Here is a 14,466-nt window from a genome sequence, read left to right on the forward strand (position 1 = left end):
TGAAAGGCGTCACACCAAGGTGCCGGATTGGGCTGTGGGGAACCGGGGTAAAGCTGGGGACAGGACTGGGGAGAAGTAGGGCTCCCCTGTGCATCGGGTGTGCATGAAGAACGGCGGTCCACAGACACGGCCGGTTGTCCACGGCTGCCGCCCACAGGCCCGGTGGACAAAAAAACGGTGCTGACCTGCGCAGACGCAGTTGTCCACGGTTTCCACAGGCCCTACTACTACGACCACAGATAGCTACCGGGGAACTCGTTTCGAATCGGGTGCTGTGCACAACTTGGGGATCGGTCGTCCGACGCCTCTCGACCCGACTTGACCCCGAGCCGCAACAGCTGTCGGTGACGTACGTCAGACTGGTCCCCGGCGACCCAGCCGACGAAGAAGGCCAGCAGGGCGTAAGCCAGCAACAGCAGGAGGCGGTTTCCGGTGAAGATCCGGGTGGAGCGCGATGTACTCGCGGAGGCAGTGGCCTGGGCGGCCAAGAGCCTCCCGGCCCGTCCGCCGGTGCCCGTCCTCGCGGGCCTGCTGCTGAAGGCGGAGGAAGGCAGCCTGAGCCTCTCCGGCTTCGACTACGAGGTCTCGGCGCGCGTCTCCGTCGACGCGGACGTGGAGGAGGAAGGCACCGTCCTGGTCTCCGGCCGCCTGCTGGCCGACATCTGCCGTGCCCTCCCCAACCGCCCGGTGGAGATTTCCACCGACGGTGTACGGGTCACCGTCGTCTGCGGCTCCTCGCGGTTCACCCTCCACACCCTCCCCGTGGAGGAGTACCCGGCGCTGCCGCAGATGCCGACCGCCACCGGCACCGTGCCCGGTGAGGTCTTCGCCGCGGCCGCCGCCCAGGTCGCCATCGCCGCCGGCCGGGACGACACCCTGCCGGTGCTCACCGGTGTCCGGATCGAGATCGAGGGCGACACCGTCACGCTGGCCTCCACCGACCGCTACCGCTTCGCGGTCCGCGAGTTCCTGTGGAAGCCGGAGAGCCCGGACGCCTCCGCGGTGGCCCTGGTGCCCGCCAAGACGCTGCTGGACACCGCCAAGTCCCTCAGCAGCGGCGACAGCGTCACCCTGGCGCTGTCCGGCTCGGGCGCCGGTGAGGGCCTGATCGGTTTCGAGGGCGCGGGCCGCCGGACGACCACCCGGCTCCTGGAGGGCGACCTCCCGAAGTACCGCACGCTCTTCCCCACCGAGTTCAACTCGGTCGCCGTGATCGAGACCGCCCCGTTCGTCGAGGCCGTCAAGCGTGTGGCGCTGGTCGCCGAGCGGAACACCCCGGTGCGTCTGAGCTTCGAGCAGGGCGTGCTGATCCTGGAGGCGGGCTCCAGCGAGGACGCACAGGCTGTGGAGCGGGTGGACGCCGACCTGGAGGGCGACGACATCTCCATCGCCTTCAACCCGGGCTTCCTCCTGGAGGGCCTGTCGGCGATCGACTCCCCGGTGGCCCAGCTGTCCTTCACCACCTCGACCAAGCCGGCGCTGCTCAGCGGCCGCCCGGCCAAGGACGCCGAGGCGGACGACGCGTACAAGTACCTGATCATGCCGGTGCGCCTCTCCGGCTGACCGTCCGGCCGGTTGCCGGGCGACCCCGGCAACCGGACAGCTGCGGTCTCCGGCTGCCGGCCGGCTCCGGCCGTACGGCCGTCCGCCGACGGAAGTCACCCGGGAGTTTTCACTCCGCCCCTGATACACGCACGCAGCGCTCGTGTATCAGGGGCGGAGTTTTTCGGTGGAGAATACGAAAAAATCCTTTCGGAGTGCGTGCCGCCGCCGAAGGAAAAGGCCCACCACTCGCTTCACGTCGGCGACCACTTTCTCCTTTCCGTGCCGAGCAAAAGCCTCGGGCGGACGTGACGTTTTCCCCAGGCTGCGGATATCCGGTGCGTCGGGACGTGCCCGTGTCCACACCGTCCCCAGGCTCCCGGCGCTGCGGCGCCCAGGTAGCCGTCCCGGGCGGAAAACAATCCACAGCCTTGGCGGCCCCGCTCCGAGTGCCCGTGGAGTAGCTGGTCACAGCGTTGCCAGCCGCACGTACGAAGGTGCGACTGTGGATAACCCGGTCGACCGCCGCGCCGCACCCCACCGCCCGACCGGCAAAACAGCGCCGACGCAGAACGCCCTGATGCAAGACGCGCCGGCCCAGCGCGGCCGCTGGCGGCATACCCCGATGTTTCCCTCACGAAATACGTAGTCGAGCGCGCGCGACCCGCTCGAAACCCCTGCCGTCAGGCGAATGCCTTGACCGGCGTACTCCCGAAGACCCGAATACCGAAAGCCTCCCGAACGCCACCCCGCTGCACCCCCGGTTGTCCACAGGTGTGGGGGGCGGGCCGCCGCGTCGTGGCTTCGCGCGTAAACTCGACACGTAGGGCGGGGATGTGCCGTAACGCAACGTAAGGGGTACTGATGGAGCTCGGTCTCGTCGGTCTCGGCAAGATGGGCGGCAACATGCGCGAGCGCATCCGCCGCGCAGGCCACACCGTCATCGGATACGACCGCAACCCGGACCTGGCTGACGTGAACAGCCTCAAGGAACTGGTGGACGGGCTCAAGGGTCCGCGCGTGGTGTGGGTCATGGTGCCCGCCGGCGAAGCGACCCAGGCGACCATCGACGAACTGGGCGAGCTGCTCTCCCCCGGCGACGTCGTGGTGGACGGCGGGAACTCCCGCTGGACCGACGACGAGAAGCACTCCGAGGAGCTGCGCGCCAAGGGCATCGGCTTCGTCGACTGCGGCGTCTCGGGCGGTGTCTGGGGCCTGGAGAACGGCTACGCGCTGATGTACGGCGGCTCCACGGAGGACGTCGCCAAGGTGCAGCCGGTCTTCGACGCGCTCAAGCCGGAGGGCGACTTCGGCTCGGTGCACGCCGGCAAGGTCGGCGCGGGCCACTTCGCGAAGATGGTCCACAACGGCATCGAGTACGCCATGATGCAGGCCTACGCCGAGGGCTGGGAGCTGCTGGAGGCGGTCGACTCGGTCACCGACGTACGCGAGGTCTTCCGGTCCTGGCAGGAGGGCACGGTCATCCGTTCCTGGCTGCTGGACCTGGCGGTCAACGCGCTGGACGACGACGAGCACCTGGACAAGCTCCGGGGCTTCGCCGCCGACTCCGGCGAGGGCCGCTGGACCGTCGAGGCCGCGATCGACAACGCCGTGCCGCTGCCCGCGATCACGGCGTCGCTCTTCGCGCGCTTCGCCTCGCGCCAGGACGACTCGCCGCAGATGAAGATGATCGCGGCGCTGCGGAACCAGTTCGGCGGTCACGCCGTCGAGAACGCGAAGAAGTAAGCAGCACGAAGAAGCACGTAGCCAGGTAGCAGTAGTCCGGTAGCCGGGGGAGGTCGGCGCGCCACATGCACGTATCGCATCTCTCGCTCGCCGACTTCCGCTCGTACGCCCGGGTCGAGGTCCCGCTCGACCCGGGCGTCACCGCTTTCGTGGGCCCCAACGGGCAGGGCAAGACCAACCTCGTCGAGGCGGTCGGCTATCTGGCCACACTGGGCAGCCACCGGGTCTCCTCCGACGCGCCGCTGGTGCGGATGGGGGCCGAGCGGGCGATCGTGCGGGCCGCCGTCGTCCAGGGCGAGCGGCAGCAGCTGGTCGAGCTGGAGCTGAACCCGGGCAAGGCCAACCGGGCCCGTATCAACAGGTCGTCGCAGGTCAGACCGCGTGACGTGCTGGGGATCGTACGGACGGTGCTGTTCGCGCCGGAGGACTTGGCGCTGGTCAAGGGCGATCCGGGGGAGCGCCGCCGTTTCCTGGACGAGCTGATCACGGCGCGTTCGCCGCGGATGGCGGGTGTGCGCTCGGACTACGACCGGGTGCTCAAGCAGCGCAACACGCTGCTGAAGAGCGCGGCGCTGGCCCGGCGGCACGGCGGCCGTCAGATGGACCTGTCCACTCTGGACGTGTGGGACCAGCACCTGGCCCGGGTCGGCGCCGAGCTGCTGGCCCAGCGCCTGGACCTGATCGCCACGCTCCAGCCGCTGGCCGACAAGGCGTACGAGCAGCTGGCGCCGGGCGGCGGGCCGCTGGCGATGGAGTACCGCGGCTCGGCCGGTGACGCGTTGCACGGCGCCTCGACGCGGGAGGAGCTGTACGGGCTGCTGACCGAGGCGCTCGGCGCGGCCCGTAAGAACGAGATCGAGCGCGGGGTGACGCTGGTCGGTCCGCACCGCGACGACCTGCTGCTCAAGCTGGGCCAGCTGCCCGCCAAGGGGTACGCGAGCCACGGCGAGTCCTGGTCGTACGCGCTCGCGCTGCGGCTGGCCTCGTACGACCTGCTGCGCGGTGAGGGCAACGAGCCGGTGCTGGTGCTCGACGACGTCTTCGCGGAGCTGGACAGCCGGCGCCGGGAGCGGCTGGCGGAGCTGGTGGCGCCCGGTGAGCAGGTGCTGGTGACCGCGGCGGTGGACGACGACGTGCCGGGGGTGCTGTCGGGAGCCCGGTTCGCGGTGTCCGAGGGTGTCGCGGAGAAGGTCGCACCATGAGCGGGCGTCGGAGCCGGTGATGACCGGCGAGCGGCCGGAACCGCCCTCCGAGGAGCCCTCGGAGCGGCCGCCCGGCGCCGACCAGCCCAAGCCCCCGGAGCTGTCCGGGATCGATCTGGCCCGGCAGGCGCTGGTCGCCGCCAAGGAACAGGCGAAGGCCCGGGGTGCCGCCGCGCAGCAGAAGAAGCAGGCGCGCCGCGGCGGTCTGCGCTCCGGCGCGCGCGCCGACGGGCGCGATCCGCTGCCGCTGGGTGCGGCGATCAACCGGCTCATCACGGAGCGCGGCTGGGAGACCCCGGCCGCGGTGGGCGGCGTCATGGGGCGCTGGCCGCAGCTGGTGGGTCCCGAGGTGGCGCAGCACTGCGAGCCGCAGAAGTACGACGAGGAAGCGCGCGTGCTGACGGTGCAGTGCGACTCGACGGTGTGGGCGACGCAGCTGCGGCTGCTGGCGCCGCAGCTCGTCGCGCGGCTGAACCAGGATCTGGGCCAGGGCACGGTAAAGCTGATCAAGGTGCTGGGCCCGGGTGGTCCGGCGCGGCGGTACGGGCCGCTGCGGGCGCCCGGCAGCAAGGGGCCCGGGGACACGTACGGCTGAGGTGAACGCGTGATGCGGGTGAGACTCCGCTCACGGTAGCCGGAGGTTGACAGCCCGAAGCGCTGAAGGCCGTCTAGAGCGTCCTGGGGCCCCGTCGCAGATATGGGGAGTCGGCCAACGGCACTTCAGGGCGGCACATGACGACTCAGGCGCCCGCAAACCCCCATTAGTGTCGGCGCTACCGGTAGACTGGTAGCAATCCCGCCCACTCGCGGAACATGTCGAACGACGCAGCCGCCCTGCTTCTGATGGAGGCGGCTCGTGCTGTGCCAGAAAGGGCGCTTCGTGGCCGACTCCGGCGACCTCAACGAGAACAACACGGCTTCTACTGAAGAGGGGGTTCCTGCCGGCGCCAGTGGCGACTCTCCGGAAGAGAAGTCGTACGACGCCAGCGCGATCACCGTCCTCGAGGGCCTGGACGCGGTCCGTAAGCGCCCCGGTATGTACATCGGCTCGACCGGCGAGCGCGGTCTGCACCACCTCGTGTACGAGGTCGTCGACAACTCCGTCGACGAGGCGCTGGCCGGGCACGCGGACACCATCGACGTGACGATCCTGCCGGACGGCGGCGTGCGCGTCGTAGACAACGGCCGCGGCATCCCCGTCGACATCGTGCCCTCGGAGAAGAAGCCGGCCGTCGAGGTCGTGCTGACGGTGCTGCACGCGGGCGGCAAGTTCGGCGGCGGCGGTTACGCGGTCTCCGGTGGTCTGCACGGCGTGGGTGTCTCCGTCGTGAACGCGCTGTCGCAGAAGGTCGCCGTCGAGGTCAAGCGGGACGGCTACCGCTGGACCCAGGACTACAAGCTCGGCGTGCCGACGGCTCCGCTGTCCCGTAACGAGGCCACCGAGGAGACCGGCACGACGGTCACGTTCTGGGCCGACGGCGACATCTTCGAGACGACCGAGTACAGCTTCGAGACGCTCTCGCGCCGCTTCCAGGAGATGGCGTTCCTCAACAAGGGCCTGACGATCACGCTCACCGACGAGCGCGAGGCCCATGTGGACGAGGAGGGCAAGCCGCTCACGGTCAAGTACCACTACGAGGGCGGCATCGTCGACTTCGTGAAGTACCTGAACTCGCGCAAGGGCGAGGTCGTGCACCCCACGGTGATCGACATCGACGCCGAGGACAAGGAGCGGATGCTCTCGGTCGAGGTGGCGATGCAGTGGAACACCCAGTACACCGAGGGTGTCTACAGCTTCGCCAACACCATCCACACCCACGAGGGCGGTACGCACGAAGAGGGCTTCCGCTCGGCGATGACGGGCCTGATCAACCGTTACGCCCGGGACAAGAAGCTGCTGCGCGAGAAGGACGACAACCTCACGGGTGAGGACATCCGCGAGGGTCTGACGGCGATCATCTCGGTCAAGCTCGGTGAGCCGCAGTTCGAGGGCCAGACCAAGACGAAGCTGGGCAACACCGAGGCCAAGACCTTCGTGCAGAAGGTGGTCCACGAGCACCTGACGGACTGGCTCGACCGCAACCCGAACGAGGCCGCGGACATCATCCGCAAGGGCATCCAGGCCGCGACCGCGCGGGTGGCGGCCCGTAAGGCCCGGGACCTGACCCGCCGCAAGGGCCTGCTGGAGACGGCGTCGCTGCCCGGCAAGCTCTCGGACTGCCAGTCCAACGACCCCACCAAGTGCGAGATCTTCATCGTCGAGGGTGACTCGGCCGGCGGCTCGGCCAAGTCCGGCCGGGACCCGCAGTACCAGGCCATCCTGCCGATCCGCGGCAAGATCCTGAACGTGGAGAAGGCGCGGGTCGACAAGATCCTGCACAACAACGAGGTGCAGGCGCTGATCTCGGCCTTCGGTACCGGGGTCCACGAGGACTTCGACATCGAGAAGCTCCGGTACCACAAGATCATCCTGATGGCGGACGCCGACGTCGACGGCCAGCACATCAACACCCTGCTGCTCACCTTCCTCTTCCGCTTCATGCGGCCGCTGGTGGAGGCCGGGCACGTCTACCTCTCCCGCCCGCCGCTCTACAAGATCAAGTGGGGCCGGGACGACCACGAGTACGCCTACTCCGACCGGGAGCGCAACGCCCTGATCGAGCTCGGCAAGCAGAACGGCAAGCGGATCAAGGACGACTCGGTCCAGCGCTTCAAGGGTCTGGGCGAGATGAACGCCGAGGAGCTGCGCGTGACGACGATGGACGTCGACAGCCGCGTGCTCGGCCAGGTCTCGCTGGACGACGCGGCGCGCGCCGACGACCTGTTCTCGGTGCTGATGGGTGAGGACGTCGAGGCCCGGCGCTCCTTCATCCAGCGCAACGCCAAGGACGTCCGCTTCCTCGACATCTGAGCCCTGTCGGCCCTCCCCCGCCCGCCGGCGGGGACCGCAGCAGCCGCAGCTCGAAAGGATTTTGAACAGCAATGGCCGACGAGAACCCCCCTGTGACCCCGGACGGCGTGACCGCCGAGGGCGCGGCCCCCGCCATCGAAGGCGTGGGCATGCGTGTCGAGCCCGTCGGGCTCGAAACGGAGATGCAGCGCTCCTACCTCGACTACGCGATGTCCGTCATCGTCTCGCGCGCGCTGCCGGACGTGCGGGACGGCCTCAAGCCGGTGCACCGCCGCGTGCTGTACGCGATGTACGACGGCGGGTACCGCCCCGAGAAGGGCTTCTACAAGTGCGCCCGCGTCGTCGGCGACGTGATGGGTACGTACCACCCGCACGGTGACTCCTCCATCTACGACGCCCTGGTCCGGCTGGCCCAGCCGTGGTCGATGCGGATGCCGCTGGTGGACTCCAACGGCAACTTCGGCTCGCCCGGCAACGACCCGGCCGCGGCCATGCGGTACACCGAGTGCAAGATGAAGCAGCTCTCCATGGAGATGCTGCGGGACATCGACGAGGAGACCGTCGATTTCCAGGACAACTACGACGGCCGCAACCAGGAGCCGACGGTCCTGCCGGCCCGCTTCCCGAACCTGCTGATCAACGGCAGCGCCGGCATCGCGGTCGGCATGGCGACCAACATCCCGCCGCACAACCTGCGCGAGGTCGCCGCCGGTGCCCAGTGGGCGCTGGAGAACCCGGAGGCGTCCAGCGAGGAGCTGCTGGACGCGCTCATCGAGCGCATCAAGGGCCCGGACTTCCCGACCGGCGCGCTGGTGGTGGGCCGCAAGGGCATCGAGGACGCGTACCGCACCGGCCGCGGCTCGATCACCATGCGTGCGGTGGTCGAGGTCGAGGAGATCCAGAACCGCCAGTGCCTGGTGGTCACCGAGCTGCCGTACCAGGTCAACCCGGACAACCTCGCGCAGAAGATCGCCGACCTGGTCAAGGACGGCAAGATCGGCGGCATCGCCGACGTCCGTGACGAGACCTCCTCGCGTACGGGCCAGCGCCTGGTCATCGTCCTCAAGCGGGACGCCGTCGCCAAGGTCGTGCTGAACAACCTCTACAAGCACACCGACCTGCAGACGAACTTCGGCGCGAACATGCTGGCGCTGGTGGACGGCGTGCCGCGCACCCTGTCGCTGGACGCGTTCATCCGCAACTGGGTCGGCCACCAGGTCGAGGTCATCGTCCGGCGCACCAAGTTCCGGCTGCGCAAGGCCGAGGAGCGGGCCCACATCCTGCGCGGTCTGCTCAAGGCGCTGGACGCGATCGACGAGGTCATCGCGCTCATCCGGCGCAGTCAGACGGTCGAGGAGGCGCGCGAGGGCCTGATGGGCCTGCTGACCATCGACGAGATCCAGGCCAACGCGATCCTGGAGATGCAGCTGCGCCGGCTGGCCGCCCTGGAGCGCCAGAAGATCACCGCCGAGCACGACGAGCTGCAGGCGAAGATCAACGAGTACAACGCGATCCTCGCCTCGCCGGAGCGCCAGCGTCAGATCATCAGCGAGGAGCTGGCGGCGATCGTCGAGAAGTTCGGTGACGACCGGCGCTCGAAGCTGGTGCCCTTCGAGGGCGACATGTCCGTCGAGGACCTGATCGCCGAGGAGGACATCGTCGTCACGATCTCCCGTGGCGGCTATGTGAAGCGGACGAAGACCGACGATTACCGGTCGCAGAAGCGCGGCGGCAAGGGCGTACGGGGCACGAAGCTGAAGGAAGACGACATCGTCGACCACTTCTTCGTCTCCACCACCCACCACTGGCTGCTGTTCTTCACCAACAAGGGCCGGGTCTACCGGGCCAAGGCGTACGAGCTGCCGGACGCCGGCCGGGACGCGCGCGGCCAGCACGTGGCCAACCTGCTGGCTTTCCAGCCGGACGAGCAGATCGCGCAGATCCTGGCGATCCGCGACTACGAGGCCACTCCCTACCTGGTGCTCGCCACCAAGGGCGGCCTGGTGAAGAAGACGCCGCTCAAGGACTACGACTCGCCGCGCTCCGGCGGTGTCATCGCCATCAACCTCCGGGAGACGGAGGAGGGCGCGGACGACGAGCTGATCGGCGCCGAGCTGGTCTCCGCCGAGGACGACCTGCTGCTGATCAGCAAGAAGGCGCAGTCGATCCGGTTCACCGCCACGGACGAGGCGCTGCGGCCGATGGGACGCGCCACCTCGGGTGTCAAGGGCATGAGTTTCCGCGAGGGCGACGAACTGCTCTCGATGAATGTGGTGCGGGCCGGTACGTTCGTCTTCACCGCGACCGACGGCGGTTACGCCAAGCGCACCTCGGTGGACGAGTACCGCGTGCAGGGCCGCGGTGGCCTCGGCATCAAGGCCGCCAAGATCGTGGAGGACCGGGGTGAGCTGGTCGGCGCCCTGGTGGTCGAGGAGACGGACGAGATTCTCGCCATCACGCTGTCCGGTGGCGTGATCCGTACGCGGGTCAGCGAGGTCAGGGAGACGGGCCGTGACACCATGGGCGTCCAACTGATCAACCTGGGCAAGCGCGATGCCGTGGTCGGTATCGCACGTAACGCCGAGGCCGGTCGCGAGGCCGAGGAGGTCGACGCGGGTGTGGAGCCCGGGGCGGCCGACGAGGCGGAGGGCACCGAGTCCGCGGTGGCCGAGGGCGGCGAGCCCGCGGCGGAGTAACGCGAGGAGTAGGTCGTGAGTGGAGCCACGGGCGCTGCGGCGGGTGGACCGGGAGACAGGAAGAGCTCCCGTTCGGGACCCGCGACCGTGACGGAGGACAGCGCCCGTGGCTCCGCCACGTCCGGCGGCACCTCGTCCGAGGGCTCCTACCAGGGGGGAACCGTGACCGACCGGCGTCAGCCGCAACCGCATTCCGCGGCGCAGCCGCAGCCTCCGGCCCAGGGTTCGGGACCGGCACCCGGGCCCCAGGGCGGGAGCGCCCAGGGCGGCCAGCAGCCGTACCAGCCGCCCCAGGCGTACCGATCGGGTGCGGGACAGGGCGCGGGGGCGCAGCAGGGGGTGCGCCGGCCGCGTACGGGCGCCAGCACGACGCCGCGTACGCGCAAGGCGCGGCTGCGGGTCGCCCGGGCCGATCCGTGGTCGGTGATGAAGGTCAGCTTCCTGCTCTCCATCGCGCTGGGGATCTGCACCATCGTGGCGGTGGCGGTGCTGTGGATGGTGATGGACGCGATGGGCGTCTTCACCACGGTCGGCGGCACGATCAGTGAGGCGACGGGTTCGGGCGACGGCGGCGGTTTTGACCTCCAGTCGTTCCTGTCGCTGCCGCGAGTGCTGCTGTTCACCGCGGTCATCGCGGTGATCGACGTCGTGCTCGCCACGGCTCTGGCCACGCTCGGGGCCTTCATCTACAACATCTCGGCAGGGTTCGTGGGCGGCGTCGAGCTGACCCTCGCCGAGGACGAGTGACGGACGCGGGCATCCCCGGACGGGGCCGTACGGCGGCTCCGTCCGGGGACCCGGAGGCGCCCGGCGCACGATTTTGGGAATGCCTCTGAAGTGCGCTAATCTTTCGGTGCAGCGCGGGGCTATAGCTCAGACGGTTAGAGCGCTTCCCTGATAAGGAAGAGGCCACAGGTTCAAGTCCTGTTAGCCCCACCAGCGCGACAGAGGTCCTACCGGAGACGGTGGGGCCTCTTTCGCGTCCGGGGTGGTCACGGCCGGGCCGGCGGGGCTTGGCGATGGCGGGCCGGCCGGACGGGGCGATGACGGGCCGTGCATCATTGCGCATGGGTCGGGCCCTAGGTCACCGATCGGTATCGGCCGGTGTGTATCATCGGCCCCCAGAGGTCCCCTACGTCAACGAAAGACGAGGTCGCGCGGTGAAGAAGCTTCTCCTGGTCGCACTGGCCGCCATCGGCGGGCTCCTCGTGTACCGCCAGATCCAGGCGGATCGCGCCGAGCAGGATCTGTGGACGGAGGCGACCGACTCCGTGCCCGCAGGTTCGGGTGTGTGAGACGCAGAGCAGTTCGTAGTCGACGTACGTACCCCGGCCACCGTGTGACGGTGACCGGGGTCTCGTGCGTCCGGGGGCGGGGCGGCGCGTGCCGCGGCGTGTGACGCAGCCGTCCCGACGGGTTTGCCAAAGCACATAAGTAGCTTGCAAAAGCAAATGTGGTGAGGGGTGGCTCGTGGCAAGGGGGCGTACGCGAAGGGGCGGGCGTGCGAGGAGGCTGGTGCCCCTCCTGGTGCCCGTACTCGTATCCGTACCGGGGCCGGCAGGTGCTGCGGCGGCGGGGCCCGTGGACGGTTTACGCGACAGTCCGCCCGCCTACAGGACGGCGGTCGGCGCCCAGCCCGTACAGGGCACCCAGAGACCGTCCGGCGCGCCGCGGATCGAGCCCGGGACGTACACCGACACCCTCGCCCGAGGCGACGAGAAGCACTACGCGGTACGGCTGGACGGGAAGTCCAGCGCCTACTTCTCCGCGGTGGCCGCGCCCCGGCCCGGCAGTGAAGTCGCGGACCACACCGACAGCCTGAAGGTCAGCCTCCGCGACGCCGACGGCAACGCCTGTTCCCCCGGCGGGAGTACGGCCTTCCACGGCCGCGGCATGGCGTACCCGATCGCCGACTACGCCACCCGCCGGGCCGACGGCCCGCGCACCAACTGCCAGAAGGCAGGCGCCTACTACTTCGTGGTCAAGCGGGCCGGCAAGACATCGGCACCGGGCGCGGACCGCTGGCCCGTAGAACTCCGCTTCCAGCGCGAACCCGGCCTCACGGGCACACCACCCGCTCAACCCGCCCCGGGCACCTGGTCCACGGCGACCCCCGCACCGCTGACCGGCGGCAAGAAGAAGGACGCCGGTGGCGGCACCGGCTTCAACGACGCCGGGCCGATCGGCAAGGGGGTGTGGCAGGACCGCATCAGGCCGGGGGAGACCCGCTTCTACCGGGTGCCGGTGGACTGGGGGCAGCAGCTGAGCGTGAGCGTCGAGCTGCCGGGCGGGACGCTGGCGGGTGGTGAAGCCACGGTGCGCGGGCAGGGCCCGGTGGCCGGCTCACGGCTCGTGGCCAGCGCGCTGGGGCTGGGGGTCTACAACCCGGCGCGCGGGCCGGTCAGCGACACCCGCTTCATCGCGTACGACGGCAAGCCGGCCGCCGCCAGGATCGCCACGGCACCGGTGGACTACGGCAACCGCTACAACGCCACCGCACCGGTCAGCGCGATGCGCTTCGCGGGCTCGTACTACCTGGCCGTGTCGCTGCACCCGGACGCCGCGAAGTACTTCGAGAACGGCACCCCGATCACGCTACGCGTCGACCCGGCAGGCCGCCCGCAACGCGGCCCCGACTACCGGGAGCACACCACCGACTTCTCAGTGTCGCCGCAACAACGAGCGGCGGCAGACGACGGCATGACGACCCAACAGGTGGCGTCGAGCAGCAGGATGCGCGTGCTGGGGTACGGCAGCATCAGCACGGGCACGGTGCTGCTGCTGGCGCTCGGGGTGTGGGCGGTGGCAGCGCGCTGGAGGGTTGGTGGGGCGCGCGGGCAGCGGTGACGCCGGAAACCGTCAGCTGACTGACAAGGCCCAGACACCGAACGCGATGAACAACAACGCCACCACGACGACCGGAATCGCGACCTTGAGCGGGGGCCCTGGACGCCGCTGCGGCACGGCCCGGTGCCGGCGGGCCGCAGCGCGTCCGGAGGGCGGCAGCGGCTGCGGGCGGTCGGGGGTGTACGGGCGGGTGTCCGGAGGGCCGGGCGGGCGGTGGACGTGGGGGTGCGCCGGGGGCAAAGGCGGTGGCGTGGAGGGCGGTTGTGGTGCCGCGTAGGGGGCCGGGGGCGGAGTTCCGTCCGGGGCTGCGTACGGGGGCCCGTACGTCCTCCCGTACGCGTTCCCGTGCGCGCCGCCCACCTGCTCCCCATCGGCTCCCTGGGCGCCGCCCTTGGCGCCGTCCTTGGAGCCGTCCTCAGTGCCGTTCTGAGGCCGTGCGCCGTCCCGCCCGGTGTCGGGCGGGCCCTCGACGCCCGCGATGCCCGCTGCGGGGTGCTGCGGCGCGGGTATGCCGCTGGAGGGCGGCGCCAAGGGGGAGCTGCCGGTGTCGGACACGCTCGCCGGAGGCGGGGTGGGCGGCGTGGCGGGCGCGGGCGGCGGTGTCGACGGCACGTCTCCCGGCTGCTCCGGCCGGAGCGGACCGTCCGGCCCGAACCCGGCGGGCAGCGGCCCGATGTGATCGAAGACCTCGACGACCTCGTCCTCGACCGTCGCTTCCGGCAGCAGCTCGGCCGCCGCGAGCAGCGCCTTGCGCGCGCCGACGGCCGTCTTGAAGCGCAGCTCGGGATCGGGCTGCAGCAGGTTCGCCAGCACCTGCCACAGGGGCTCCGCGATGTCCTCGGGAGCCTCCGGGGTGCCGTGCTCGGTGAAGTGGTCGACCAGGCTCTGCGCGTCCGGCTTGGCGCCGGTGAGCAGGTTCACCGCGACCAGGCCGACCGCGAAGAGGTCCCCGGGGAAGTCGGGCTCGGCACCCAGCATCTGCTCCGGCGCGAAGTAACCGGGCGTACCCACCACGTAATTGGCGTCGGTCAGCCGCGGCTCGCCCTTGCGCATCGCGATGCCGAAGTCGGACAGCCGCACGTGCGGCCGGCCGGTCCCGGTCGACTCCAGCAGGACGTTCGCGGGCTTGATGTCGCGGTGCACGATGCCTTCCGCGTGGACCGCGGTCAGCCCCGACAGCAGCTGGTCGAGCAGGACGCACACCAGGCGCGGTGGCAGCGGCCCGTAGTCCCCCACGAGGTGTGCCAGCGAACCGCCGTGCACCAGGTCCATGGTGAACAGGACCTTGTCGTCGTCCGCGGCCCAGCTCGCGGGGGCCAGCACATGCGGGTGGTCGATCCGTACGGCCTGCTCCCGCACGAACCGCAGCAGCGTGTGCGCGTCGCTCTGCTGCAGCACCTTGGCCGCCACGTAACGGCGCCGCCGCTGGTCCCAGGCACGCCACACGGCTCCCACGCCGCCCCGCCCGATCGGGTCGATCAGCTCGTACCGACCGGCGAAGACCTCACCCATTGCGCCCCGT

General features: G+C 70.1%; 10 protein-coding genes and 1 tRNA gene. 10 read left to right on the forward strand and 1 reads right to left on the reverse strand.

What is annotated here, in order from left to right; genetic code table 11:
- Positions 1 to 432 precede the first annotated feature (432 nt).
- The 10 genes from dnaN (at position 433) to OEIGOIKO_RS20685 (ending at position 12,944) form a co-directional block, all read left to right on the forward strand.
- A complete protein-coding gene (dnaN, locus tag OEIGOIKO_RS20640) occupies positions 433 to 1,563 on the forward strand; it encodes a DNA polymerase III subunit beta (protein ID WP_125055293.1) in 1,131 nt (376 codons plus the stop codon).
- A gap of 843 nt (positions 1,564 to 2,406) precedes the next feature.
- On the forward strand, positions 2,407 to 3,288 hold the full coding sequence (gnd, locus tag OEIGOIKO_RS20645) for a phosphogluconate dehydrogenase (NAD(+)-dependent, decarboxylating) (RefSeq protein WP_125055294.1): 882 nt from the start codon (positions 2,407 to 2,409) through the stop codon (positions 3,286 to 3,288).
- A 65-nt stretch (positions 3,289 to 3,353) separates the two neighbouring features.
- Positions 3,354 to 4,490 (forward strand): DNA replication/repair protein RecF, encoded by a 1,137-nt coding sequence (gene recF, locus OEIGOIKO_RS20650; RefSeq protein WP_031007778.1) that lies wholly within the window; start codon positions 3,354 to 3,356, stop codon positions 4,488 to 4,490.
- 19 nt (positions 4,491 to 4,509) lie between these two features.
- A complete protein-coding gene (locus tag OEIGOIKO_RS20655) occupies positions 4,510 to 5,085 on the forward strand; it encodes a DciA family protein (RefSeq protein WP_125055295.1) in 576 nt (191 codons plus the stop codon).
- 261 nt (positions 5,086 to 5,346) lie between these two features.
- The gene (gene gyrB, locus OEIGOIKO_RS20660) at positions 5,347 to 7,401 is read left to right on the forward strand and encodes a DNA topoisomerase (ATP-hydrolyzing) subunit B (protein ID WP_125055296.1); all 2,055 of its coding nucleotides are present in this window, start codon (positions 5,347 to 5,349) and stop codon (positions 7,399 to 7,401) included.
- A gap of 71 nt (positions 7,402 to 7,472) precedes the next feature.
- Positions 7,473 to 10,097, forward strand: a complete 2,625-nt coding sequence (gene gyrA / locus OEIGOIKO_RS20665) for a DNA gyrase subunit A (RefSeq protein WP_125055297.1) — start codon at positions 7,473 to 7,475, stop codon at positions 10,095 to 10,097.
- A gap of 15 nt (positions 10,098 to 10,112) precedes the next feature.
- Positions 10,113 to 10,844, forward strand: a complete 732-nt coding sequence (locus tag OEIGOIKO_RS20670) for a DUF3566 domain-containing protein (RefSeq protein WP_371858946.1) — start codon at positions 10,113 to 10,115, stop codon at positions 10,842 to 10,844.
- A gap of 115 nt (positions 10,845 to 10,959) precedes the next feature.
- A tRNA-Ile gene (locus tag OEIGOIKO_RS20675) sits at positions 10,960 to 11,036 on the forward strand.
- Between the two features lie 221 nt (positions 11,037 to 11,257).
- Positions 11,258 to 11,392, forward strand: a complete 135-nt coding sequence (locus OEIGOIKO_RS42330; protein WP_003958712.1) for a DLW-39 family protein — start codon at positions 11,258 to 11,260, stop codon at positions 11,390 to 11,392.
- A 286-nt stretch (positions 11,393 to 11,678) separates the two neighbouring features.
- Entirely contained in the window at positions 11,679 to 12,944 is a 1,266-nt protein-coding gene (locus tag OEIGOIKO_RS20685; protein ID WP_246177449.1) for a hypothetical protein, read from the forward strand.
- Between the two features lie 12 nt (positions 12,945 to 12,956).
- Here OEIGOIKO_RS20685 and OEIGOIKO_RS20690 read toward each other — a convergent pair whose 3' ends face one another.
- Positions 12,957 to 14,456 (reverse strand): serine/threonine-protein kinase, encoded by a 1,500-nt coding sequence (locus tag OEIGOIKO_RS20690; protein ID WP_125055300.1) that lies wholly within the window; start codon positions 14,454 to 14,456, stop codon positions 12,957 to 12,959.
- Between the last annotated feature and the right edge of the window lie 10 nt (positions 14,457 to 14,466).

Origin of the sequence: Streptomyces paromomycinus (assembly GCF_003865155.1) — a bacterium.
GTDB lineage: Bacteria > Actinomycetota > Actinomycetes > Streptomycetales > Streptomycetaceae > Streptomyces > Streptomyces chrestomyceticus.